Raw genomic sequence first — 24,655 nt, forward strand, 5'->3', positions numbered from 1 at the left:
GCCGTAGTCTTCACGTATTTTCTCCCCGGGGACATACATCTTATGCCTTTTTTCGCATATCCATCTTAGTGATCTGTTTTAGGGAAAGGAGGGGAAGACCGATGTGCGGAATTACCGGATGGGTGGACTGGAACGCGGATTTGACGAAACAGGCGGATACGATCGAGAAAATGACCGAAACGCTCGAACAGCGCGGCCCGGACGCCAGCGGCACGTGGCTTTCCCGCTATTGCGCTTTCGGACATCGCCGGCTGAGCGTGATGGACCCTGCGGGCGGAGCCCAGCCGATGATTCGTCCGGCCAAAGGCTCGGACAGTTACGACTGCGTGCTTGTGTACAACGGAGAGCTGTATAACGCGCCGGAGCTTCGCCGGGAGCTGGAGACGCTCGGCTATCGCTTCCGTACGACCTGCGATACGGAGGTGCTGCTGCAGGCGTATGTGGAATGGGGACCGGGCAGCGTCGAAAAGCTGAACGGCATTTTCGCGTTCGCGGTCTGGCATACGGCGGAGCAAAGACTGTTTATGGCCAGAGACCGGCTCGGGGTCAAGCCGCTGTTCTATCGCCGGGAGGAGGGCCGCCTGCTGTTCGGCTCGGAGCCGAAGGCGATTCTCGCCCATCCGGACGCGGAGGCGGCGATTGACGCGGAAGGGCTGGCGGAGCTGTTCGTCATCGGCCCGGCGCGCACGCCGGGGCACGGCGTATGGAAGGACATTCGAGAGTTGAAGCCGGGGCACTGCCTCCAATACGATCGCGACGGCATGAAGCAGTACGCTTACTGGCGGCTGGAAAGCCTCGATCATGAGCAGGATGTCGAGCAGACGGCCGAGGCGGTACGGCAACTTCTTGCGGATACGGTCGAACGCCAGCTCATGTCCGACGTGCCGATCTGTACGCTGCTGTCCGGAGGGCTCGATTCCAGCGCCCTGACCGCCCTGGCGGTCGACTATTACAGAAGGACGGGGCAAGGCCAGGTTCATACGTTCTCGGTCGACTACGTTGACAACGACAAACATTTCAAGGCTCACGATTTTCAGCCGAATGCGGACGCCCCTTGGATCGAGCGGATGACCGGCTATCTGTCGACAGTTCACCATCCGAAGCAGTTCGATACGCCGGAGCTGACGGGAGCGCTCGAAGCCGCCGTATTGGCCAAAGATTTGCCCGGCATGGCGGATATCGACGCCTCCTTGTATTTGTTCTGCCGGGAGATCAAGAAGGAGGCGACCGTAGCGCTGTCCGGCGAGGCCGCCGACGAAATCTTCGGCGGCTATCCGTGGTTTCACCGCGAGGAGGCGCTGAAGTCGAACACATTCCCCTGGTCGCTTGCGACGGAGCTGCGGGCCGGATTGCTATCCCCGGAGCTTAGGGCAAAGCTCAGGCCGGAGGAATATTTGGCCGATCGATACGCGCAAGCCGTCGCCGAAGTTCCGGAGCTTCCGGGCGAGGACGAGAACCGCCGGAGAATGCGACGCATGTCCTATCTGAACATTACCCGCTTCATGCCGACGCTGCTCGACCGCAAGGACAGAATGAGCATGGCCGTCGGGCTGGAGGTTCGGGTGCCGTATTGCGATCACCGCCTCGTCGAGTACGTGTTCAACATCCCCTGGGAGATCAAGACGGCGGGCATGCGGGAGAAAGGCATTCTGCGCAAAGCGCTCGAAGGCGTATTGCCGGACGACGTGCTGTATCGCAAGAAAAGCCCGTATCCGAAGACGCACAACCCGAACTACTTGACGGCCGTGCGAACCCGGCTTCTCGAGCGGCTCGACGATCCCTCCTCCCCGCTGCTTCCGCTGATCGACGCCGGCCGCGTCCGCGAGCTCGCCGCCGCGAGCGGGGCCAGTTCGCATCTGCCCTGGTTCGGCCAGCTGATGTCCGGTCCGCAGCTGTTCGCTTATTTGCTGCAGGTGGACTTCTGGTTGAGACATTATCAAGTGAAGCTGCTGTTATAGCCGCAAAAAAGCCCGCCTTCCGCGAACCTGTCGCAGAAGGCGAGCTTTTTCCCTTACGCTTTTCCTTCGAGCATCGTCAGCAGCTTTCTCAACGCTTGCCCGCGGTGGCTGATCGCGTTTTTCTCCTCCAGCGCGAGCTCCGCCATGCTCCGGCCCAAGGAAGGGATCCAGAACAGCGGATCGTAGCCGAATCCGCCGGATCCCCGAGGGCGGTTCAGAATCCGCCCTTCGACGTCACCTTCCGCCGCCAAACGGCTCTCGTCCGACGGGTCGTACAGCACAAGCGAACAGGCGAACCGGGCGGCGCTTAGCGTAGCGAACCCATCCCCCGCCTCCGGCAAGATGACGGCCGCCGCTCCAATCCGGTCCAGCTCGCGCAGCAGCTTCTCGTTGTTGGCGGCATCGTTCGACGGCTCGCCGGCGTAGCGGGCCGAGTACACGCCGGGCGCTCCGCTCAGAGCGTCCACGCACAGCCCGGAGTCGTCGGCGAGCACCGGCATGCCGACGAGGGCGGCGATCGCTTTCGCCTTAATCGTCGCGTTCTCCTCGAAGGTGGTTCCCGTCTCCTCGACGTCCGGCAGCCCCGCGACTTCGTTCAAATCCTTGACCGTAACGCCAATCTCGCGGAAAGCCTCGCGAAACTCCTTTGATTTGCCCTTGTTTCTCGTCGCAATCAGCAGCTCGTCTCCCCGGCGAATCATCGTTTTCCGCCTCCGATCCGCGCTCCGGCTTCGCCCAGCGTCTCCTTCTGCAGCGCGATCAGCTGCCGGATCCCGTCTTCGGCCAGAAGCAGCATCCGGTCCAGCTCCTGCCTCGTGAACGGAGACTCCTCTCCCGTGCCCTGCACTTCGACGAAAGCGCCCTCCCCGGTCATCACCACGTTCATATCGACCTTCGCCTTGGAGTCCTCCTCGTAATTCAAATCGACGACGGGCTGGTTCTGAATGACGCCCACGCTGATCGAGGCCAAGTAATCGGTAAGCGGGTATTTCTCGAACGCAGCCGTAGCGGACAGCTTATGTATCGCCAGAGCCAGCGCGATGTAAGCGCCGGTAATCGAAGTCGTTCTCGTTCCTCCGTCCGCTTGCAGAACGTCGCAATCGAGCGTGATCGTTCTCTCCCCGAGCGCCTGCAGGTCGACGACGGAGCGCAGCGCCCGCCCGATCAAGCGCTGAATTTCCATCGTTCTTCCCGTCAGCTTGCCTCTGGCCGCTTCCCGCTGATTGCGGGTGTGCGTTGCCCGGGGCAGCATGGCGTATTCCGCCGTTACCCAACCCTTGCCCTGCCCTTTCAGGAACGGAGGCACTCTCTCCTCCACGGATGCCGTGCACAGCACCTTCGTATTCCCGGCCTCAATCAGAACGGAGCCCTCCGCGTATTTATTCGGGTGAAGCGCAACCGAGAACGGCCGCAGTTCGCTCCCTTGTCTGCCATCGGATCTCATCGATTAACCTCCCAATTCCTCAATCTCACCCATTTTACCAGAGGTTGCACGCAAAAGCACCCGAACGCCGATATCGATCGGCGAATCAAGGACGAACAGGCGACGATCGGCCGCGCACGCGGATGAACGAGCCGCCGCGAGGGGCACTCTACGAAGGAAGGCGGTCGCTGCCCGGACCAACCATAAACGGCTCACCCGTCCCTGGGATCGGCGGGATCGCGTATTATGTCGGAGGTGAATCCGATCAGTATAGCGCATCCTTCTGAATCACAAAAGCCGCGCCTCGCTTCGAAGCCGAGGAGGCGCAGCGGCGATTCGTCCGTTACCGGGACAGCGAATTAATGTAGAGCGGACGGGTGACCGGTCGATCGTAGGTCCGATTGTCCGAGTCCAGGAAGGAATCGTCTCCGTTCATGACGACCCTCACCTGGGGCAGGTCGGCCGCTTCGGTCAGCGTAAGCACGAGCGCTTCCATCATGCTGGAAGGGACTTCGGACTTGGGCATCCCGCTCGAATCCTTCAAGTTGACGTTGACGGTGTCGGCCATGCGCACCAGCTTCTCGATCGACATATCCGGCGCCATCACCGCCCGAAGCGACTTCGTATCCTGCGGACCGGCGATCAGCTGCTCAAGCGCAGCCTTGGCCGCGTCCTCCTGACGGTGAACGAGCCGGGTAACCGGAACGAAGTAACCTTCTCCTTCGGCGGACTGCGATGCGAAATACAGCGTTACGCCCATTGCATAGGTCGGTTGAATGTCCTTGATTTTCTCCAGATTGATGCCCAGCCCCCGGGTGAGCACCGTGTCGACCGGCAGTCCGGAGGAAGGCATCGAGCGAATTGGCTTGCCCCCGATCGACAGCTTCACCTTCTCAATGCCGGGCAGCTCCGTCAGCGTCCAGACGAGCGCTTCGATTACTTTGCGCTCCCGCGAGGCGGCGATCCCGGGGAACGGGGCGGCGAAATCGACCGATATCGTCTGCTCGGCGGCATTCTCCGTCACCGCAGCCACCCTCGTTCCTTCCGGCAGCACGGCTACGAAGCCGGGAGGCAATTGATCCGCCAGCTGTTTGTTGGCCGTCATCCAGGCGATCGCCTTCTCCGCGCTCTCGACCGGAGCCGACGTCTCCCGATCGGCGCGCAGAGACATCGGCGCCAAGTATCCGTTGCGGTCGAGCAAGTATACGGTAATCATCTCGCCGGCGTCCGCGACTGCGGATTCCTCGGCGCCCTGAAGCCAGGCCTGCTCCAGATCGGCCGGAGGAGGATCGATGCGCTCGCCTGCGGCATCGTCCTCCCGGCTTCCGCCCCACATGCTGCAAGCCGACAGCAAGGGGACGACGAGCAGGAGCAGCCCCCATTTTCTCAGCTTGGCCAATCGGTGCGATCTCGTTCTCATGATTAATCCTCCCTCATAATTCGGTTCGTCGAATAGGCCGCCGTTCCACCGGAACTCTATTTGTAGTACTATGTATACGAGCCCTGCATGCAAATATGTTAGTTTGTCCCCATCGAGTTCAGACGGAGGCCGTCAGGCTTCGGAAAGAGGTGTTGAGGATGTCCCAACCGAATGTGTACCGCCTGAATAGCAAAGAGGTCGCCAAAGCGACGGAGGAATGGCTGACGAAGCGCGGCGTCACCAAGGAGCAGATCGGACAGCTGGTCATGCTGCTGCAAAAAGACTATTTCCCGGATTTGACGTTGGCCGAATGCGTGCAGAACGTCGATGCTGTGCTGTCCAAGCGGGAGGTGCAGAATGCGGTGCTAACCGGCATTCAGCTCGATCTGCTGGCCGAGGAAGGCAAGCTGCTTCAGCCTTTGCAGGATATGATTGCTTACGACGAAGGGCTTTACGGGTGCGATGAGATATTGGCTTTGAGCATCGTGAACGTATACGGCAGCATCGGCTTGACCAACTTCGGATATATCGACAAGCTGAAGCCGGGCGTTCTGAAGAAGCTGAACGACAAAAGCGGAGGAGTCACAAACACTTTCCTCGACGATATCGTCGGCGCCATCGCGGCGGCCGCTTCGAGCCGGATCGCTCACCGGAAGCAGGAGGAGCGGGAATAGCCGGCAAGCCGGCGTACCGCTTAAGAGGCTGTCTTACCGGCAGGTTGTAGTTCGCTTTCAGTTAGCTTGCTGGAGGCGGAAGTGAAAATCGATCATCTGGCGGCGTAGAGGGATCTCTGCGCCGCCCTTTTTTGTCCTCATACCTTAACAGCTCGGTCATACGGATCGCCGATGGCGCGCGTTCCGACTGGAGCCGGTTGCGGCAGAGGCGTGCGGGGAGGGAGAGACCCCTACGCCGGCAGGTTAAGCCGTTGTCGTAGGCGATCGACGGCGCGCATCCTGCAGACAACGTCTAACGGTTGCAGTGGCGCTTAATCGGTCGTTTTCCCGAAAAAGGAAAAGCTAACGGTTGCCACCGCGCTTATTTTGGGGTTATCGAGCGAAACGGCGCGTTTTCAGCTGAAATAACCGCTGCTGCAACCGTTACAACCTCCGTACTGCGAAAATGGCACAATTAGCGGCGCTGGCAACCGTTACGTTAGCGGGTTGGCGCAAGTCGGCGCGAGTTGGCGTAGGTTGGTGGGTTGGCGCGAATTGAGGCGAGTCGACGCGAGTTGGCGCAAGCTGGCGCAAGTTGGCGCAAGTCGGCGCGAGTTGGCCTTTGATCGCGATGACCGTCGGGACTCCCCGCGCGCATGAACATCTCCCGAAACTCATCCAACTCCAGCTGCGTTGATTTTCGAATCATGCGAACCGACTTGCGATTCCGTTTCAAATCTCTCTCAACGGGGATCAGACGATGCAGATCGCCCGATCCTGCCAGGCTGCTTTACGACCGTTTGCTTAATCTGACCGCATCGGGGAGGGGGCACCTTGCTCCGACGGCAGCCGCCAGTACGTCACCGGCGAGCCGGCGGCGTCCTCCCTTTCGAATCGGACCGCCTGCCCTTCCGCTTCCATTCGCACGAGATGGGCGATCGTCTCCGCCAGAGCAAAGCGCAGATTGTGCGTGTTGCTCCTCAGCCGAGCGCCGAAGAGCAGCTCGCACAGGCCGAAGGCGGTAACTTCCGCAGCGCCGATCAGCTCCGCCATTTTGCGCATGCGGCGCTCGTGATGGTCGAGCAGCTCGTCGATGCGCTCGCGGAATCGGACATACGGATCCCGATGCCCCGGATATACCCGGCTCACCTCCAGCGGCCTCAGCCGTCTCAGACTGTCGAGGAAAGACAGCAGCGGATCCGGATCTCCCCCCGGCATCCAGCCGATGTTCGGCGAAATGTCGGGCAGAACCTGATCCCCGCCAAGCAGCCTTCCGCTCTCCCGGTCGTAGAACAGCAGATGCCCCGGGGCATGCCCTTCTCCGCCGAGCACCTCCCAGCGGACGTCTCCCATGACGAACGTCTCGCCCGGCGACAGCAGACGAACCTCTTCGGGCCGGGGAGACACTTTGTCCCGGAAGCCGGCCAGGTGCGCCCGCATGTCCGCCTCCAGCTCTCCGACGAGCCCGTGACGAACGAATGCCTCTGTCAGCTCCTCCGAGAACGTCTCTCCCTCTCCCCACAGCCGGTTCGCGGAAGCGAGCGCGACCGGGGACATCCAGACCGGCGCGCCCGTGCGCTTCTGAAACCAGCCGGCCATTCCGTAGTGATCCGGATGGTGGTGGGTGACGACAATATTCACGATGCGATCCCACGCGACATTCCCGCTGTCCGCCGTCTCCTCCCAGAACGCGATCGTTTCGTCCAATCGAAGGCCCGGATCGATTAACGTCCAGCCCGAGTCCCCCTCGGGCAGCAAATAAGCATTTACCCATTTTAAAGAATACGGAAGAGGCACCTTGACCTGCAGCCAACCTCCGCCCAACTCCTTGATCCGATCGTTCATCGTCCGCAACTCCCTAGTCAAATCAATCTTTTACCGGCTCTGACGGCCATCAGGGCCGGGTCCCGGACAGCCGTCAGTCCCCCATCTCAGCTTTCGGTCCTCGCCCGTCCCAATCCAACCGGGGCAATCACCGATGGATAGATGTCCTCATATGATGGAGTATTCTCGCTAGCCCCCGGGAAGGAGTCTGAAGAGCCTTCTCCACGACATTCGCTAAGGTGGAAGGAGTACGAAACATGTCCACCCCGAAAATCGACGTCCAAGTCATCAGCTCCGGCATACTGTCCGACGACGTCCTGATGCTGGGGGAATCCCTGATGAAGCAGTGGAGAATACCCGCCCAGCAGCACCTTACCCTGCATTTCGGTTCTTTCCGCCACTCCGTCACCGTCGTCCCTGTTCCCCGGTACGAAGGGCTCCGCATCAGCCAGACGCTGGCCCGCCGAATGGGCATTTACTCCGGAACGCCGCTGCGCCTGCTGTACCAGACAGGGACACGTACGCTCTCCCTCGGTCCGCTCATCGGCGTGCTGGTCAGCCGAGACCATCCCCATCAGCCGGATAAACCGTTCGGGGACATTACGATGTTCTGCCGCGAGCTGACGGATGCCTGCCGGAGCCAGGGCGCATACGTGTATTTTTTCACTCCGAACGGCATCGGGTCAAGTCCTTCCTCGGTGGAAGGCTGGGTGTACGCCAAAGGCTGGCACAGGATGACGCTTCCGGCGCCCGACGTCGTCAACAACCGTCTCACCTCCCGCAAGCTGGAGAACAGACCGACCGTTCAGAAGTTCGTGGGAGAGGTTAAACGCCGCTTCGGCGCGCACGTGTTTAACGAGAAGTTTCTCGACAAGTCGGAAGTGTTCGACGCGCTCAAGAAAGACATCGGCCTGCAGAAGTACTTGCCGGAATCCCATTCGCTGCAAAACTATGCAATGCTCAGGAGCATGTGCTCCAAATACGGCATCGTATTCCTCAAGCCGGTAAGAGGCAGCCTTGGCAAAGGCATCATTCGCATCTCCCGTCTCGGTCCGGACAACTGGCAGGCGTCTTACGCCACCGCCTTCGGCACGAAACGGCAATCGTTCGGCAGTCTGGCGAAGCTGTTCTCCTCGATCTCCGGCAAAATCAAAAGCGTCCGCTATCAGATCCAGCAAGGTCTGCATCTGATCGAGATCGGGGGCCGACCGGTCGACTACAGGGCGCTCGCGCAGAAAAACGCCAGCGGCAAATGGGCGATCACCTCGATCGTCGCCAGGACGGCGGGAAGCCATCACTTCGTGTCCAATCTGGCCAGAGGCGGCACGCTGTCGACCGTCCGGGAATCCGTCGCCAAATCCAATCTTCCCGCGCAGTTTCGGGGAGACGCTTCCTTGCGCCTGTCGAGAGCCGCACTGGACATCGCCAGAGGCATCGACATGTATATTCCCGCCCACTTTGCGGAGCTCGGCATCGATCTGGCGCTCGATACGTCAGGACGCGTATGGCTGCTCGAAGTCAATTCCAAGCCGTCAAAGAACGACAACACACCGCTTAAGGAAGGAAAAATCCGTCCATCGGTACGGATGCTGATTCAATATGCCCGCTACATTTCCGGTTTTTAAGACGGTATTCGCGCCGTCTTCGCCGATAGAGCTCGGCGTTCTCGTATGCGAGCGCCAAGGGCTTCCTCCGTTCGCCGAAAGCCGCTACCTCCGGCGCCTGTGTCTCATCGCCGCTAGATTGGGCATGCCGCTGTTCGCCTTCGCTCCCTGGACCTGGAATTCGCAGGACGATTCCGTCAGAGGCTGGGTCTGGAACGAGAGGCGGAGCGAGTGGGCGCCGGAACGGCGAAAGCTGCCTTCCGTCGTGTACGACCGCGCTTGGCCGGAATCGGAGCAAGAAAGACGACGCTACCGACAAGCCTTGCAGGCGATTCAATCGGCGAAACGGCTCGTCTTTCTGAACGGAAGCTTGCCGCACAAAGGGGCCGTATACGAAGCGCTCGCGAAGGATCGGACGCTGGCCGGCATTCTTCCGCCGACAGCTCCTTACCGGGGAGCTTCCTCCCTGGCCTCCTGGCTGCGCGAGCATCGCGGCGCCGCCTTCCTCAAGCCGGTCGCCGGCAGCCAGGGCAAGCGGGTGATGGCGATTCTGCGGCAGCAGGGAGGAACGGTGACGCTGAGCGGAAGAGACGATCGCAACCGTCCGCTGAGGAGAAGCGGCGTCAGCGAGACCGAAGCGCTGCGGAAGGTAGATCGCTGGATCGCCGGAAGAGCCTACCTGATGCAGCCGATGCTGGATTTGCGGACGTGCGCGGGCGAGCCCTTCGATGTGCGCGCGCTAATGCAGAAAAACCGGCGCGGAAGATGGACGCTGACCGGGGCTGCCGCCCGGGTCGGATCGCCTTCCTCCGTTACGGCCAACCTGCACGGCGGCGGAATCGCCATCGCGGCCGACAAGACGCTCGTCTCTCAGTTCGGAGAACGTCGGGGTAAGGAACTGCTGGAGGAGATCGCCAAGCGGTCTTCGGCCATCGTCTCGCTTCTGGAACAAACTTTTGGGAGATTCGCCGAAATCGGGTTGGACTACGGAATAGAACGGAGCGGCAAGCTTTGGTTTCTGGAAGCCAACTCCAAGCCCGGACGCGCCGCCATGGGATCCGCCGGCCAAGAAGCGTTCTTCGCCGCCGCGGAGCAGCCTCTGTCCTATGCCAAATCCATCTTGCTTCGACTTGCGACAACCGACGCGCGGCGATCGCCGCAGGGTAGCGGTTGCGCTTCACCTGGGAGGGTAATTCATGAGTTTGACCATCTGTAACGTCCATTTCACACAGCAGCCGGAACGTATCGTATGGTTCTCCAGCCCGCTTGCGAAGCTGCTTAAGCTGGGCGGACGTAAATCGGTTAACGTCAAGCTCGGCAAAGACGTCGTGCCCGCCGCGGTTCGAACCGTCAAACGAAAAGGCCATCATGTCTACGTGTCCGCAGGACTGCGCCGCTCGGTCAGAGTCCCGAAGTCGGGAAGCGTCCATCTCGTAGGCGAGGAAGGCGACGAGATCCAGCTCGGCCCCTTGATTGGGGTGTTGACCGACGGCGCGGGCTCCTCCTCGTCTCCGTTCGGAGTCCGGACCGGATTCGTCAAGCAGCTGCTGCACCTCGGACGAAAACGGGCTTATCTGTTCGCGTTCCGGCCGCGCGACATCAATTGGCAGCAAGAGAAAATTCACGGCTGGTTTCTCGACGGGGGAGGCGGATGGACGCGGCGCATCGTGCCGTTCCCCGACGTCGTCTACAACCGGCTTCCCAGCCGCCGGGCGGAGACGGGCATGACGATCAGGTCGCTCCGCGAACGGTTTATCCGCAAGAAAATACCGTTTTTTAACTGGAGCTTCTTTAACAAAGCCGACGTCTACAAGCTGCTCGACAACGATCCGGAGGCGCTCCGGCATCTGCCCGAATCCGTCAACAATCCGGGGCCGGATAAAATCAGAGAGCTGCTCGAGAAGCATCAATTTCTGTATTACAAGCCAAGCGCGGGAAGTCTGGGGGCCGGCATCTATCGTCTCACCTATCATCCCCGCAAAGGGTACTTCATCCGCTATCGCAAAGGCGGCGGCAACGTGCTGCTTCGGTTCAGCAACTTCGGGAGCCTAATGAAAATGCTGAGAGCGCGTCATGGGGGCTCCCTGAGCCATTATGTCGCGCAGCAGGGCATTCGTCTCGTCGAGATCGACAATTGCCCGATCGACTTCCGGTTCCACATGCATAAGGATGGACGCAACGAATGGGTCGTCGCCGGAATCGGGGCCAAAAAAGCCGGCAGAGGCAGCGTCACGACGCACATCAAGAACGGCGGCTCGCTCATGACGCCCGAGCAGGCGCTCGGCCGCACCTTCGGGGCCAGAGCGGAAGAGGTATTGAAGGAAGCCAAAACGGTCGCCGTCCGGCTGTCCGAAGCGATCGAACGGAACTATTCCCACCAGCTCGGCGAGCTCGGCCTCGATATCGGCATCGACCGCGACGGCGACGTGTGGATGTTCGAGGCGAACGCCAAGCCCGGAAGATCGATCTTCAAGCATCCCGCCTTGAAGGATCAGGGCAGAGCCTCGCTGGAGTATATTCTTGAACACTGCCTGTATTTAAGCAAATTTCGCAGGAGGGATGAATCTTGACGATTCCTAAGTCTCTCTCGCCGAAGCCGGTCACGACGGAAGCGACGGCCGATAAACCGGTCGTCGCGATTCTGACCATAGAAGACGATATTCAGCATTTTCGGGGCAATCGGGGCAACTTCGCGGATTTGATCAAGACCGGACATCAGATGGGCATTTTGACGTACGTGGTCACCGTTAAAAACTTGAAGCTCCAGGCGCACAAGGTACTCGGCTTTACGTACCGCGAATCCGACGAAAGCTGGGTGCAGGCGTGGTTCCCCCGTCCTCATATCGTGTACAACCGGATTCCTCAGCGGGAAGACGAACGGCAGCCGAGAGTCAAGAAGAAGCTGGCCGCACTCGCGAAGCAGCCCGACATTCGACTGTTCAACCGGCGCTTCTTCAACAAATGGTCGCTCTTCCAGTGGCTGAACGAGAGCCGAAGAACGCGGCCGTACATCCCGGAAACGAAAAGGCTGACCGACTCGCTCGTGCTGAGCGGCCTGCTCCGGAAGCACCGGCTGCTCTATCTCAAGCCGGTCCGCGGCAAAGCCGGCGTAGGCATTATGACCGTCTCCGTCCAACCGGAAAAAAGGCTGCCCTACCGTCTGCAAATCCAGGAAGAGAAGGGCAGCCGCACTTTACGCACAGGGACGCTCAAAAGGCTGTGGGACCGCGTCGTCCGGCAATCGGAGCGGCTGGGAGAGCCGTATATCGTCCAGCAGGGAATCGCGCTGGCCAGCGTGAACAGCCGTCCGTTCGATCTGCGCGCGCTCGTGCAGAAAAACGGCGTCGGACAGTGGGAGCTGTCCGGCATCGGCGCAAGGGTGGCAGGCGACTCCAGCATTACGACGCACGTGCCGCGGGGAGGTTATATCGACGAGCCCGAGAAGCTGCTCGTATCGGTGTTCGGGCAGGAGAAGGCGAGCCGGGTGCTTCGCAAAGTCAAAAGCACGGCGATTACGCTAGCCAAGCAGATCGAGCGCTCCTCGCATAGCCGGCTGTGCGAGATGTCCATGGATCTCGGCGTGGATACGACCGGCCACGTCTGGTTCTTCGAGGCGAACTCCAAGCCGATGAAATTCGACGAACCGCACATTCGCAACAAATCGCTGGAACGCATCTTCCAATACAGTCTCTATCTGCACCGACAGCGGTACGAAATCCGGGGAGGCGTGGCCACATGACGTTAAACGAGGCAGCCTCCCGGGGCTCTGGCGATGACGCGCCGCGGGCGGCAGCTTGGCCCGAGCGGAGGTGAACCGGCTGTGGCTCAGCCTTCGCTTGGCATCCTGACTTTGTATTTGAACGAGTCCAAAATGCTGGAGGAAAGGCCCGTCTACGAGAAAATGATCGCGGCTGGCAAGCGGATCGGCTTGACGGTGTTCGTCTTCACCCCGCAGGACGTAAACGACGCCAAAGGGCTTATCCACGCTCAGCTGTACCATCCGGAGTCGAGAAAATGGAGGCGGCGCTGGGTGCGGTTTCCCAACGTGATCTACGATCGCTGCCGCATTCAGAAGAGCTATCGCTTCGAGCAGCTGCTTTCCTTCCGCAAACGCTATTCTCATCTTCACTTCATTAATCGGCCGCTTCGCAACAAGTGGACCGTCTACCGCACGCTGAGCAAGGTGCCGGCGTTCCGCCCCCATCTGCCGGCGACGAAGCTGTATCGTTCCGCGGAAGACGTCTCGGCGCTGCTGAAGAGGTTTCCGACCGTCTACCTGAAGCCGATCAACGGGACCGGAGGAAGAGGCATTCTGCGCATCGAGCGAACCCGGGACGGCACCTTGCTGCTGCAGGGACGCAATCACTCCAGGTCGATCGTCCAGCCCAGACATATCTCGCGAAACCGATTGGCGTCCGCCCTCGCGAGCTGGGATAAGAGAGGCGACAAGTACATCGTTCAGCAGGGGTTGAACATTAAGCTGCCCAGCGGAAGAGTTCACGACTACCGGATGCTTGTGCAGAAGAACGGTTCGGGAGTGTGGGAGGTGACGGGGTGCGCGGGGAGAATTGGTCCGCTTCGCAGCATTACTTCCAACCTGCACGGAGGAGGCGAGGCGGTGTCGATGAACAACCTGCTGCGCCAATGGGTCGGCAGCGAAAGCGACATCCGGCAGATCCGCCAGACAGCCGAGGCGTTCGGGATCGACGTGGCCCGCCATCTGGAAGCGACCTACGGCGCGCTGTGCGAGCTGGCGCTGGATCTGGCCATCGACCGTAACGGGAGAATCTGGCTGATCGAGGTCAATCCGAAGCCGTCGCGGGAAGTGTTCAGCCAGGCGGGGGAACGGGACGTCTACCGCAAGGCGATCATCCGTCCGATCGAATACGCGCTGTGGGCCTATCGGGAGAAAAAAGGCTCGCGCGTCCAGAAGTCGTCTCCCGATGTCGGCACGGAGCATCGTTCACCGGAATTCGCCGACGCCGAAACCCCTTAACTTTTACGCCTGGAACGACGCGAAGCCCCAATTCGCCGGTCCGTCAAGCGGCCCTCTCCGCTTTCTTTCCGGCCTTCGAAGCCGACTCTCGTCGGCCGGAAGAGGCCGGAAGCGCTTGTCGGCTCCATTGGACGGGCTCTCGAAGCCTTCGACTTTTTTTCTTTAACGGCGGTATTTGTCCTACGCGAACTGCCGCCCTTCTACATAAGTTATGGGGAATCACGGAAAAATCCCAACAAGAAACAGGTGTTTCCTCATGCGCATTCTGGTCGTCGCTCCAGAACAAATTCCCGTTCCTCCACCGCTTGGAGGCTCGGTCGAAATTACGATTTTGGCTCTTGCCAAACAGCTGGCTCGGCGGCATGCGTCACAATCGTCAGCCGCGCCCACGCCCGCTATCCGCGCCATTCGGTCATCGACGGCGTACAGATCTACAGGGTGCCGTCCGGCAGCTCTGCGACCTATCTGTCCCATGTGCTCGACTTCATTCGGGGAAAGAGCTTCGACCTGGTGCAGATCGACAACCGTCCCCGCTTCGTAGGTCCGATCAAACGCCTGATCGGGAACACGCCCGTCTCTCTGTTCCTTCATTCCTTGACGTTCGTCTCTCCTCCGTATGCGACGCGCTCTGCGGCTGCCGCCGGCTTGGCCCAAGCGAATATCGTCATCGCCAACAGCGAGTCGCTCAAGCGTCAGCTGGCTGTCCGATTTCCCGCCGTCTCCGGCAAAATCCGCAAAGTATGGCTCGGCGTCGACACTCGCCGGTTCCGTCCGTCCGGAACCCGCAGCGGGAAGCGGGCGTTCACGGTGCTGTTCGCCGGCCGCGTCATTCCCCGCAAAGGGGTTCCCGTCCTGCTGAAAGCGGTAAAGCGCGCCCAGCGCTCCGTTGCGCGGCCCATTCGAACGATTATCGCGGGAGGCTCCTCTCGGCCGGGTTACTTAAAAAGCATGCGCTCGCTCGCGGGAAAGCTGGGGGTGAACGCCCGCTTCCTCGGAACGGTTCCGCACCGCCGCATCCATCGCGTCTTCCGACGAGCCGACGTATTCGTTTGCCCGTCGCAAAAGCACGAGGCTTTCGGCCTGGTCAACGTGGAGGCAATGGCTTCCGGCGTTCCCGTCATCGCTTCGAACAACGGCGGCATGAAGGAGATCGTCCGGCACAACCGCAACGGGATTCTCGTGCGTCGTTATCGCGAGCCCCAGGCGTTCGCGGCCGCGATCGTCCGGCTGGCCGGCAATAACGCTTTGCGCCTGCGCATGGCCCGGACAGCCAGAAAGGACAGCTTGCGGAAGTTCGGCTGGCAGGCGACAGCTGCCCGACTCGACCGAATCTACTCCGGCGCGGGGAAGTAGGCCCGGCTCGGCGTCGCCGCTTCCTTGCGGTTGCGGCCCTCCCGCTTGGCCCGATACAGCGCTCGCCCGCGCGGAGCAGCCGCTCGGAATGGCTCCCGGTTCCCGGGCAATGCGCCGCCCGATCGACAGCGTCACCGGATCGCCGTCGGGCTGCTCGTCTCCGCCGCTTGCTCGCGAATGCGCAATACGATGTCAAGAGCGCTTACGAACGGCTCGTCGGGCAGAAGTTACGATCAGGAGGAGTGCCCAGAGTCCTTCTCGACGGATTTCTCGCCCTGCGCCAGCTTGCGCAGCCATTGATTGACGTCTACGCCGGTAAGCGCGCCTACCGTCTCCGGCATTCTCGCCAGCAAATCCGTCACGTAGCCCGTCACCTTGCCGGCTCCGCCGCTCGGTCCGCCGCTTCCGCCGTCGACGATCACGATCTTCTCCGTCTTCGCGAGCGGCTCCGCGATAGCCCGGGCGATCTCCGGGAACTTCTGAACGATCAGCTCGATGACGGCCGCCTCGCCGTACTTGCGCAGCGCTTCCGCAATCTTGTCCTTCGCTTCCGCTTCCGCCAACCCCTTGAGCCGGATGACGTCGGCTTCGGCCGTTCCCTCCGCGCGCTCCTTGTCGGCGTTCGCGCTGCCCGCCAGTCGGACCGCCTCCGCTTCGGCTCTTGCCTTCGCTTCGATCTGATACCGTTCGGCCTCCGCCCGCTGCTCCTGCGCGAAGCGCTCCGCCTCGGCCTGCTTCTTCACCGTTGCCACGAGCTCGCGTTCGCGGCGCTCGATCTCCTTCGTTTCCAGCTCGATCTGCTTCTCCCGCTCGATGACCTGAATTTGCATCTCCTCGGCTTTCACCGACTGCAGCGTCTTCGCTTCCTGAAGCTTGTAAGCCTGATCAGCCTCCGCTTTTCTTCTGTCCTGCTCGCGCTTGAACTCGGCCTTCTTCACTTCCATCTCCTTATGGGCTTCGGCAATGTTCGTCTCGGCGGTGAACTCGGCCTTCTTCCCGTCCTCCAGCGCCTTCGACTTGGCGATCTGCTCGTCCCGGTACGCGTTCGCCTTGGCGATCTCGGCGTCGCGCTTGACTTGGGCGATCTGCGGCTGGCCGAGCGCTTCCAAATACCCGTTCTTGTCGCGAACGTCGCGAATGGTGAACGACACGATCTGCAGCCCCATTTTGTTCAGATCGCTGGCCGCAACCTCCTGGACGTTTCTTGCGAACTCCTCGCGGTTTTTATAGACGTCCTCGACGGTCATCGTGCCGAGAATGGCGCGCAGGTGACCTTCCATCGTCTGGGTCGCGATGCCCTTGAGCTCGGTTTCGGGCTTGCCCAGAAACTGCTCCGCGGCCGTTGCCATCGACTCCATATCTCCCTTGATTTTAATCTGGGCGACGCCCTCGACCATGACCGGGACCCCGTGCATCGTATACACCTCGGGGGTATGTACGTCGACGGTCTGCACCTGCAGCGACAGAAACGACGCTTCCTGCACGATCGGCCAGACGAACGTTCCGCCCGCCTTGACAATCTTCATCCCGTCGCGGGTCAGCGCCCCGGTGACGATCATCGCCTGGTCGGCCTTCACCGTACGGTATCTCGAAGCAAACACGACGACGAGCAAAATGACGACAAGCACGATTCCGACCGGAATGTACAGAGTGGCTTCCATAGACATAATCTCCTCTCTAGTCTGTCTTAGAATGGGCGCCGAAAGCGCCTGGCTAGACTTCTTCCACGACGAAGGTTCCGGCGATCTCGTCCAGAATCCGGACCTGGGCCCCCTGTCGGATCGCGGCATCTCCGCGAGCCTTGGCGGGAGCGCTGTGACGGGTTCCTCCCTGCTCGTATACGATCTCTCCGAGCCTGGCGCCCTCGATCGAAGTGACGACCTCCGCCTTGCGCCCGATCATTTGCTTCGAGGACTGCGCGCTCCCTTTTTGGGCCGCTTGCAGAGGGATGACGACCAGAAACAGGACGACCGAGGAAACGCCAAGCGAGATCAGAAGAGACAAGCCGGCGATCGGCAGAGCGGGCCACCCGGTATTGTGCAGCAGCATGTACCCGACTCCTCCGAACACCGTCATAAACGTCGCGATCACAGTCGGCGACAGAAACGGCAGCTCTCCGGTGTGAACGTCCAACCCGAACAAATCGCCTACAAAAGCCGACAACACCGCGTAACCGACGCCTATGCAGAACAGGACGATCATCAACGTCTCCAAGCGGCTTTCACCTCCTCCGTGTCGTTCGTAGCGGCGGTTCTACCTAGTAATACGTTTGTCAGGTTGGAAAGTTACTCCTTTTTTGTAGGCTTAAAGGAATGCGAGAAAAAAAAGAAACGGCGCCCCTGTCGGGGAAGCCGCAGCCGCCGTCCTTCCGTTTGACCGATCAGAACACCTTTTTCTGCTCCCGATCGGATTTCAAAATTTCCACCGCCTCCCTGAATCGAAGCGAATGCACGATTTCCCGCTCCCGCAAAAACTTCAGCGAATCCTGGATGTCGACGTCATCCGTGTAGTCGATTAGCCATTGGTAGGTGGCCCTGGCCTTTTCCTCCGCCGCGATGTCCTCGTAGAGGTCCGCTATCGGATCGCCCTTCGCTTGAATGTAGGCTGCCGTCCACGGCACTCCCGCCGCGTTGTTATAATAGAGCGCGCTGTCGTGATTGACGAAGTGGGGGCCTAAGCCGGCCGCTTCGAGCTGCTCCGGAGTGGCATCCTTCGTCAGCTTATAGATCATCGTGGCGATCATCTCGAGGTGAGCGAACTCCTCCGTTCCGATATCGGTCAACAGGCCGATCACTTTGTCCGGAATCGTGTACCGCTGGTTCAAATACCGCAAAGCCGCCGACAGCTCCCCGTCCGCTCCGCCATACTGTTCGATCAAGTACCTGGCCATTCGGGGATCGCATTTGCTGACTCTGACCGGATATTGCAGCTTTTTTTCATAAATCCACATGTTCTCGCTCCCTCCCTATACTTGCCAAGGCCATGGCGTATCGTTCCATGGCCACGGGAACCGACTGAGGCTGTGGCCGAACTGCATCAGCGGGCCATGCTTCATCTCGAACTCGTGAGCGATCTGGCGCCGCCTCTGGGCGAGCTGGTTGAATTGCTGCAAAGCCTGCATATCGGTAGGGTGGGTGTCCAGGTACAGCGTCAGCTCGACCAGCGCGAAGTCCGTCTTCTGCAGCTCGAACAAGTCCCGGCAGTACGCCTCGTCGCCCCTTTCGCCCTGCTCCGGAGCTTTGTCTTGGCCGTCCCGGTAGTCGCGGTCGTATCGTTCGTACCTGTCGAAGCGCTCGTTCCAATCGTTGCGTTCCGCCCGTCCGTCGCGGTCAAACCGGTCAGCCATGCGCTTTCCCCCCTTTATTCGAGCGCCGGGAAGGATAATTGCTGTAGAGCGCCGGCCACAACGTGCCTCGCCGCAGCGCTTCCTCCAGCGGGAACTGCGGCAAGTTCATCGGCTGAAAGTGGATATATTGGTTCGGCGGAACGACATACCATTTCACACGGATCGGGGGACACGGGTCGTGCGGCCCCACATAGGGTTTCCAACTCCGCCACTGGGAATCGTACATCCGGTTGTTACCTCCTCTATAGTGTGCCGATCGCGGGACGATAGGCATCCAATATCCGCTAATATCCTATGCCTGAAGTCCTGGGCTTCTGACACGTTTTTTTATTTTTTTTCGAAAGGTCGTCTTCTGGCGCCGGACCGGCCGGGGAGCATGCAGAAAGGCAGTCGAAGCAAAGCTGAATGGCGCTGCGCAGAGCTTGTGTAGAAGAAGGAGACGAACAGGGGAACAGAGGAGCAGTCAAGGGACCGGAGGAGAGGAGCTGGCCGGGGACAAAAATGACAGGTTAAGCCGTTGTCGTATGCGATCGATGGCGCGCATCCTGTCGGTAACGTCTAACGGTTACAGTGGCGCTTAATTGATCGTTTTCCCGAAAAACAAAAAGCTAACGGTTGCCTTCGCGCTTATTTTGGGGTTATCGAGCGAAACGGCGTGTCTTCAGCTGAAATAGCCGCTGCTGCAACCGTTACAATCTCCATATTGCGAAAACGGCACGATTAGCGGCTCTGGCAACCGTTACATTAGAGGGGTGGCGTGGGGTGGCGCAGGTCGGTGGGCTAGCATGGGTTGGTGAATTGGCGCAGGTCGGTGGGCTAGCATGGGTTAGTGGATTGGCCTAGATTGGCGAGAGTAGGCGCGAGTTGGTGGATTGGCGTAGGTTGGTGCGAGTTGGCGCGGTTGGTGGATTGGCCTAGATTGGCGCGAGTTGGCGCGGTTGGTGGATTGGCGTAGGTTAGCGGGGGGCTGGCGTGAGCTGGTGGTTGGCGCGAGTTGGCCTTTGTTCGCGATGGCCGTCAGGGCTTATCGCGCATGAACATCTCCCGAACTTATCCAACTCCTGTTGCGTTGATCAACTGGGGCGATTCCTGCTATGCTGCTTTTGACCGCTTGCTAACCTGACAACATGGCGGGCGGGAAGCGGGCGGCAGCGGCAGCCGCCGCAGGCCCCGGCCGGTTATTGGAATTTGATCTTGAAGTCGAACAGCCCGGCCTTGCGCATCGCCATGAACACGATGACGACGATCGGGCCGAGGAAGACGCCGACAAGGCCGACCAGCTCGTAGCCGACGTACAGGCTGATCAAGGCGGACAAGGCGCCGATGCCGACCGCGTCCCCGAGAATTTTCGGCTCGACGATGCGGCGCACGACCGTAATGACGAGGAAGAGCAAAATGAGGCCGATGCCGGTGTACGGATCGCCGGCGGCGATCTGGAACGTCGCCCAGGGCACCAATGCGGTGCCGACGCCGAGCACCGGAAGAATGTCAACGACGACGATGACGAGCGCGATCGCCAGCGGGTATCCCGTTCCGATGATCAGCAGTCCGGTGAACGACAGCATGTAGGTGATGACGCTGAGCAGCAGCTGCGCGCGCAGAAAGCCGAACACCGATCTGCGCAGGCTGGCCAGCACCTCCTCTACCTGAAGCTTCGATTTTTCCTCGAACAGAGACAGGAAGGAGCTCTTCATCGTCGGCAGGCTCAGCGAGAACAGGTAGACGGCTACCAGGAAGACGATAAAGAAAATAAAGAAATCCGGAATGCCCGAAGCGAAGCTGAACAGCACCCCGGACAGCTTCGTGGACAGCTGGCTGAGCGCGGCCGTCATATTGGCGACCCAGTTTTCCAACTGATCGGGCAGAGGCGCGACTCCGCCGTTCGAATACGTCTGCGCCCTCTCGATCAAGCTGAGAATGTAGGCGTTGGCGTTCTCCAGCATGCTCGGCATTTTGTCCAGGAAGGCTCTGAGCTCGCTGACCAGCTTCATGCCGAGCAAGCCCAGCAGGCCCAGCAGAACGACGGTGAACAGCGTGCTGGACAACGTCGAGGCGGCCAGCCGGTTCATCCTCGCCCCGTTCACGAACAGAAGGGTAAGCGGCTCCAGAAATATAGCCACGACAAGAGCAAGCAGGAACGGCGCCCCCACCGTAAACAGCAGATACAAAAAAAGGAGCGATGCAGCCATCAGAACAATGGTTCGAATCGGCACGGCCTTTTCCCCTCTTCCCGGACTCCCCCGCCGCTACTGACTGTCTTCGGTCGAACGCGTCCCCTTCTCGGGCGGCTCGACCAATGCGATTTTGTTTTTGTAGATATGGACGCGCTGCACGCGGAGCCTTTCCGTCTGCGCAATCTCGAACACGTAACCGCCGTGGACGACCTTCTTCCCCTTGGCAATGTTGCCCTCCAGATGGTTGAACAGCCAGCCGCCGATCGAATCGACTTCTTCGTCTTCGATCTGGAGGCCGAACAGATCGTTCACGTCCTCTATCAGCATACGCCCGTCCACGGAAGTTAATTCCCCTTTCACCACGACGGACGGCATCTCGTTGTCGAACTCGTCCTGCATCTCGCCGACGAGCTCCTCGAGAATCGTCTCGGCCGTCAGCATCCCGGCCGTTCCCCCGTACTCGTCGATAACGATTGCGACCTGGGATTTTCTGTGCTGCATCAGCTTGAGCACCTTGCTGATCTCCATCGACTCCGGCACGCTCAGAATCGGCCGCAGGAATTCTTCGAGGTCGTGCTCCTCGTCCGGGTCGGCGGTCAGCAGATCGGTAATATGTACGAACCCGATAATCTGGTCCTTGTCCTCGACTCCGACCGGATAGCGGGTATGCTTGGTCGCGTAGACCAGCTTCATGTTGTCGGCGTACGAAACGTTCTTGAACAGGCAGTCCATATCCGTTCTCGGCAGCATGACTTCGCGGGCGACACGATCCGCGAATTCGAACACGTTGTCGAACAGCGTCATCTCGTCCTTGTCGATAATTCCGCTCTTGGCGCTCTGGTCCATCAAAATGCGAATTTCTTCCTCGGTATGGGCCGCGTCGTGCTCGCTGACGGGCTCGACGCCGATCAGCTTCAACAGACGGTTCGCCGCTCCGTTCAGAAACCAGATGAACGGAAGGAACAGCCGGTAGAACATCAGCAGCGGCCAGCTCAGCCAGAGCGATACGCCCACGGACCGCTGGATGGCCAGCGATTTCGGCGCCAGCTCCCCGAGGACGATGTGAAGAAACGTAATGATGCAGAACGCGATGGCGAACGCAATGGAATGAATGACCCTCTCGTCGCTGACTCCGAATTCGTGCAGCAGAGGAGCGATAATCAGATCGGCGATCGCAGGCTCTCCGACCCAGCCCAGGCCGAGAGAAGCCAGCGTAATGCCCAACTGGGTCGCCGACAGATACGCGTCGAGTCTCTGGTTGACCTTCAGAGCGTACTTTGCCCGCACGTTGCCTTCGTTGCTTAGCTGCGTAAGCCGGCTTTGCCGCACCTTGACGAGGGCGAACTCGGACGCCACGAAGAAACCGTTAAGAAAAACCAGAAACAAGACGAGAACGACGTTCCAGAAAATCAAATCCCACTGGGGTTCCAAGTGAACGAACTCCTCCTCCTCATCTTCTCGCGGGAGCGTTCCGCTCTGCGCCCGTTATCGTTACAGGATCGCCCGTCTTTTCGTAAAGTCCACGTCCCGGTAATACATGTCTTGGACGAGCAGATTGGGGCCGCAGCAGCCGGCTGCGGGACAATGGCAGCCGACCGCCTGCTGCATCGGATGGTTCTGCCATTTGGCGAACACGTCGTCGAGCTTCTCGGTGCGAATATTGCCGAACGGGGGGATCGAAGCGAAGTCGGTGACGTAGACGTCGCCGCTGAACAGGTTGACGTTCACCCGATTGCGTCCGTCCGGATCGTTGCGCACGGTCACGTTAGGCTCGTCTCTTAACCTGGCGATCAGCCGGCGCTCCTCCTCGTTTTCGCTGCAGGCGAAAAAAGGCAGCGTTCCGAACAGCATCCACACGTCGGGGTGACGGGCGTCGAGCAGCGTCTTAACCGCGTCCATCATCTGCCGCCGGGTAATGGCCGGGAGCGAGGAAGCGAAGGAGCTCGGATACATCGGATGCACCTCGTGCCGCCAGCAGCCCATCTCGACGATCAGCCGATGGATGTCCGCGATGCGCTCATGCGTGCGGTAGTTGATCATCGATTCGGCGGATACGAGCAAGCCGCCCTGCGCAAGCTTTCTCGCGTTGTCGATCATTCTGTCGTACAGCTTGGCCGTCGTCTCGGGCCGCACGCTGCGTCCGGTGCGGGCAAAGCCGACCCGGTGAAAGTCGTCGGCCTGCGTGTAGTTAAAAGAGATGTGCATGACGTCCAAATACGGGGCGATTAGCTCATAACGTTCGAAGTCCATCGTCACGTTGGAGTTCAACTGCGTGCGGATTCCCCGTTCCCGAGCGTACTTCAAGACCGGCAGCAGCACGTTGCGGACCGTCTCCATTCGGAACGTCGGCTCTCCTCCCGTCATGCTGATCGTCTCCAGATGACGGACCTCGTCCAGCCTGCGAAAGAGAAGATCCAGCGGAAGATGAGGCGCCTCGCTCATCGTCAGACTGTCTCCGACGGCGCAATGCTCGCACCTCATATTGCACAGATGGGTGACGGTCAGCTCCACGCTCGTCAGCTTGTGCCTGCCGTACAGCTGCAGGGAACGGATCGGATCCCACGGATCGTAATCCGGGGACAATAAGGGCAGATCGGAAGGGGCGGCGTAAGGCGCCGCCGCGGCCGATCGGGATAACGCTTGCTGCATCGTTCATGCTCCTGTCTTTCTTTACATTACTTTTATTGTAATAGTCGAGGCCGATAAAAACAAACTGCCCGACACGCGGATCGTCCGCGCGCGGGGCAGCCTTGTCGAGACTATGCCGGCATCGTATTTATTTTTTCCGCATTCAGCTCGATTTTGGAGATGAGAACGTTCAGATGCTTGGACAGATCCATATCGAACGGCGTTTGCAGCTCGACGCCCTCCTCGTCGGTCAGCACCCGAATGATCGGCCGGTGGGCGCACGTCGAATTAATGTCGCAGACGACCGCGCTCTGTCCGGTGTTCAGCTTGACGGTGAGGCCGATCGGATAGATCGCCACCTTGTCGCGGAACAGCTGCAGCTTAGACATATCGTACAGCGTGCCGCTTCCCGAATAGAGCATTTCCACCGCCTGATGCGGAAGCATCGCGTCGCGGTACACCCGGTTGCTGGTCATCGCGTCGTAGGAATCGACGATTCCGATCCATTTGGCAAAGTCGTGAATCTCGTCTCCCTTAATGCCTCGCGGATAGCCCGATCCGTTCAGCCTCTCATGATGCTGGTAGGCGCAGTGCGCGGCCAGAATCGGAATGTTCGGCTCGTCCTTCAGCAGGTAAAAGCCCCGCTCCGTATGCCGCTTCATCTCGTCGAACTCATTGGCCGTCAGCGCTCCGGGCTTGAGCAGCACCTGCATGGAGATTTGGGTTTTGCCCACATCGTGAAGCAGCGCCCCGATGCCCAGCGTGACGAGCTCGTCGTGGCTGTAGCCGCTCGCCATGCCAAGCAGCGTCGTATACACGCATACGTTCATCGAATGCATGTACAAATAATGATCGACCGTATGCAGGTTCATCAGCATAATCATAGCGTCCTGGTTGCGCCCCAGGTCTTCCATGATCAGGTTCATCAGCTCTTTCATTTTGCGTCCGACATACGGATACGTGCCGGATTTATTTGGGCCGGAGGAGTTTCCGAATTCCCGAAACACTGTACGGATCGTCTGCAGCGTCCGTCTCTGCGTCTCGTCGCTGAGCAATTCGGGAACGGACAGATCGTCCGTCCTTGAATCCTGGATGTAAACAAAACTGATCCCGGATTCCCCCAATCGCCGGATCAATTTGGAAGTAAGCTCGACTCCTTCGGCTAACAGCACGATGCCGTCATCGGAATAGATTCGCTTCGCCAGTCTCATTCCCGGCCGACATAGAGAAATCGGCATCATGCGCATTTCGTCATCTTCCTCCTTCTGCAATCGAA

Annotated in this window: 21 protein-coding genes; 8 read left to right on the forward strand and 13 right to left on the reverse strand. The window is 59.9% G+C overall.

Annotation, left to right across the window (positions count from 1 at the left end; all coding sequences use genetic code 11):
* The first annotated feature begins 101 nt into the window (after positions 1-101).
* Positions 102-1,958, forward strand: coding sequence for an asparagine synthase (glutamine-hydrolyzing) (gene asnB, locus ACFO3S_RS19515; RefSeq protein WP_378099523.1), 1,857 nt, complete (start codon positions 102-104; stop codon positions 1,956-1,958).
* Positions 1,959-2,011: 53 nt separating this feature from the next.
* Here asnB and ACFO3S_RS19520 read toward each other — a convergent pair whose 3' ends face one another.
* From ACFO3S_RS19520 to ACFO3S_RS19530, 3 genes are all read right to left on the reverse strand, one after another.
* The gene (locus ACFO3S_RS19520) at positions 2,012-2,659 is read right to left on the reverse strand and encodes an XTP/dITP diphosphatase (RefSeq protein ID WP_378099525.1); all 648 of its coding nucleotides are present in this window, start codon (positions 2,657-2,659) and stop codon (positions 2,012-2,014) included.
* Positions 2,656-3,402 (reverse strand): ribonuclease PH, encoded by a 747-nt coding sequence (rph, locus tag ACFO3S_RS19525; RefSeq protein WP_378099527.1) that lies wholly within the window; start codon positions 3,400-3,402, stop codon positions 2,656-2,658. The genes ACFO3S_RS19520 and rph overlap by 4 nt, the downstream gene beginning before the upstream one ends.
* A gap of 322 nt (positions 3,403-3,724) precedes the next feature.
* Positions 3,725-4,801, reverse strand: coding sequence for a GerMN domain-containing protein (locus ACFO3S_RS19530; protein ID WP_378099529.1), 1,077 nt, complete (start codon positions 4,799-4,801; stop codon positions 3,725-3,727).
* A 158-nt stretch (positions 4,802-4,959) separates the two neighbouring features.
* Between ACFO3S_RS19530 and ACFO3S_RS19535 the strand changes: the two genes are divergently transcribed.
* The gene (locus ACFO3S_RS19535) at positions 4,960-5,475 is read left to right on the forward strand and encodes a phosphatidylglycerophosphatase A family protein (protein ID WP_378099531.1); all 516 of its coding nucleotides are present in this window, start codon (positions 4,960-4,962) and stop codon (positions 5,473-5,475) included.
* Between the two features lie 783 nt (positions 5,476-6,258).
* Here the strand turns inward: ACFO3S_RS19535 and ACFO3S_RS19540 are convergent.
* Complete coding sequence (locus ACFO3S_RS19540) at positions 6,259-7,299, reverse strand: MBL fold metallo-hydrolase (protein ID WP_378099533.1); 1,041 nt, start codon at positions 7,297-7,299, stop codon at positions 6,259-6,261.
* A gap of 236 nt (positions 7,300-7,535) precedes the next feature.
* On the opposite strand from ACFO3S_RS19540, the gene ACFO3S_RS19545 reads away from it, so the two are divergent.
* The 6 genes from ACFO3S_RS19545 (at position 7,536) to ACFO3S_RS19570 (ending at position 15,231) form a co-directional block, all read left to right on the forward strand.
* Positions 7,536-8,903 (forward strand): YheC/YheD family endospore coat-associated protein, encoded by a 1,368-nt coding sequence (locus ACFO3S_RS19545; protein ID WP_378099535.1) that lies wholly within the window; start codon positions 7,536-7,538, stop codon positions 8,901-8,903.
* Entirely contained in the window at positions 8,878-10,098 is a 1,221-nt protein-coding gene (locus ACFO3S_RS19550; protein WP_378099537.1) for a YheC/YheD family endospore coat-associated protein, read from the forward strand. Before ACFO3S_RS19545 ends, ACFO3S_RS19550 begins: the two co-directional genes overlap by 26 nt.
* Entirely contained in the window at positions 10,079-11,452 is a 1,374-nt protein-coding gene (locus ACFO3S_RS19555; protein WP_378099538.1) for a YheC/YheD family endospore coat-associated protein, read from the forward strand. The genes ACFO3S_RS19550 and ACFO3S_RS19555 overlap by 20 nt, the downstream gene beginning before the upstream one ends.
* On the forward strand, positions 11,449-12,621 hold the full coding sequence (locus tag ACFO3S_RS19560) for a YheC/YheD family endospore coat-associated protein (RefSeq protein ID WP_378099540.1): 1,173 nt from the start codon (positions 11,449-11,451) through the stop codon (positions 12,619-12,621). Before ACFO3S_RS19555 ends, ACFO3S_RS19560 begins: the two co-directional genes overlap by 4 nt.
* An 81-nt stretch (positions 12,622-12,702) precedes the next feature.
* A complete protein-coding gene (locus ACFO3S_RS19565) occupies positions 12,703-13,878 on the forward strand; it encodes a YheC/YheD family endospore coat-associated protein (RefSeq protein WP_378099542.1) in 1,176 nt (391 codons plus the stop codon).
* 438 nt (positions 13,879-14,316) lie between these two features.
* Positions 14,317-15,231: a glycosyltransferase family 4 protein gene (locus ACFO3S_RS19570; protein WP_465251409.1), complete on the forward strand. Its 915-nt coding sequence runs from the start codon at positions 14,317-14,319 to the stop codon at positions 15,229-15,231.
* Positions 15,232-15,464: 233 nt separating this feature from the next.
* On the opposite strand, the gene ACFO3S_RS19575 is transcribed toward ACFO3S_RS19570, so the two are convergent.
* From ACFO3S_RS19575 to ACFO3S_RS19615, 9 genes are all read right to left on the reverse strand, one after another.
* Positions 15,465-16,892 (reverse strand): flotillin family protein, encoded by a 1,428-nt coding sequence (locus tag ACFO3S_RS19575; RefSeq protein ID WP_378099545.1) that lies wholly within the window; start codon positions 16,890-16,892, stop codon positions 15,465-15,467.
* 52 nt (positions 16,893-16,944) lie between these two features.
* Entirely contained in the window at positions 16,945-17,445 is a 501-nt protein-coding gene (locus ACFO3S_RS19580; RefSeq protein WP_378099547.1) for an NfeD family membrane protein, read from the reverse strand.
* Positions 17,446-17,611: 166 nt separating this feature from the next.
* Complete coding sequence (locus ACFO3S_RS19585; RefSeq protein WP_378099549.1) at positions 17,612-18,181, reverse strand: manganese catalase family protein; 570 nt, start codon at positions 18,179-18,181, stop codon at positions 17,612-17,614.
* Between the two features lie 15 nt (positions 18,182-18,196).
* A complete protein-coding gene (locus ACFO3S_RS19590) occupies positions 18,197-18,424 on the reverse strand; it encodes a spore coat protein CotJB (RefSeq protein ID WP_378099624.1) in 228 nt (75 codons plus the stop codon).
* Positions 18,425-18,569: 145 nt separating this feature from the next.
* Positions 18,570-18,803: a spore coat associated protein CotJA gene (locus tag ACFO3S_RS19595; protein ID WP_378099551.1), complete on the reverse strand. Its 234-nt coding sequence runs from the start codon at positions 18,801-18,803 to the stop codon at positions 18,570-18,572.
* A gap of 952 nt (positions 18,804-19,755) precedes the next feature.
* The gene (ytvI, locus tag ACFO3S_RS19600) at positions 19,756-20,790 is read right to left on the reverse strand and encodes a sporulation integral membrane protein YtvI (RefSeq protein ID WP_378099552.1); all 1,035 of its coding nucleotides are present in this window, start codon (positions 20,788-20,790) and stop codon (positions 19,756-19,758) included.
* Between the two features lie 33 nt (positions 20,791-20,823).
* Complete coding sequence (locus ACFO3S_RS19605) at positions 20,824-22,182, reverse strand: hemolysin family protein (protein ID WP_378099554.1); 1,359 nt, start codon at positions 22,180-22,182, stop codon at positions 20,824-20,826.
* Between the two features lie 60 nt (positions 22,183-22,242).
* Entirely contained in the window at positions 22,243-23,400 is a 1,158-nt protein-coding gene (yfkAB, locus tag ACFO3S_RS19610; protein ID WP_378099556.1) for a radical SAM/CxCxxxxC motif protein YfkAB, read from the reverse strand.
* 110 nt (positions 23,401-23,510) lie between these two features.
* Complete coding sequence (locus tag ACFO3S_RS19615; protein ID WP_378099558.1) at positions 23,511-24,626, reverse strand: HD-GYP domain-containing protein; 1,116 nt, start codon at positions 24,624-24,626, stop codon at positions 23,511-23,513.
* Between the last annotated feature and the right edge of the window lie 29 nt (positions 24,627-24,655).

The organism is Cohnella hongkongensis, from assembly GCF_042654645.1.
GTDB lineage: Bacteria > Bacillota > Bacilli > Paenibacillales > Paenibacillaceae > Cohnella > Cohnella hongkongensis.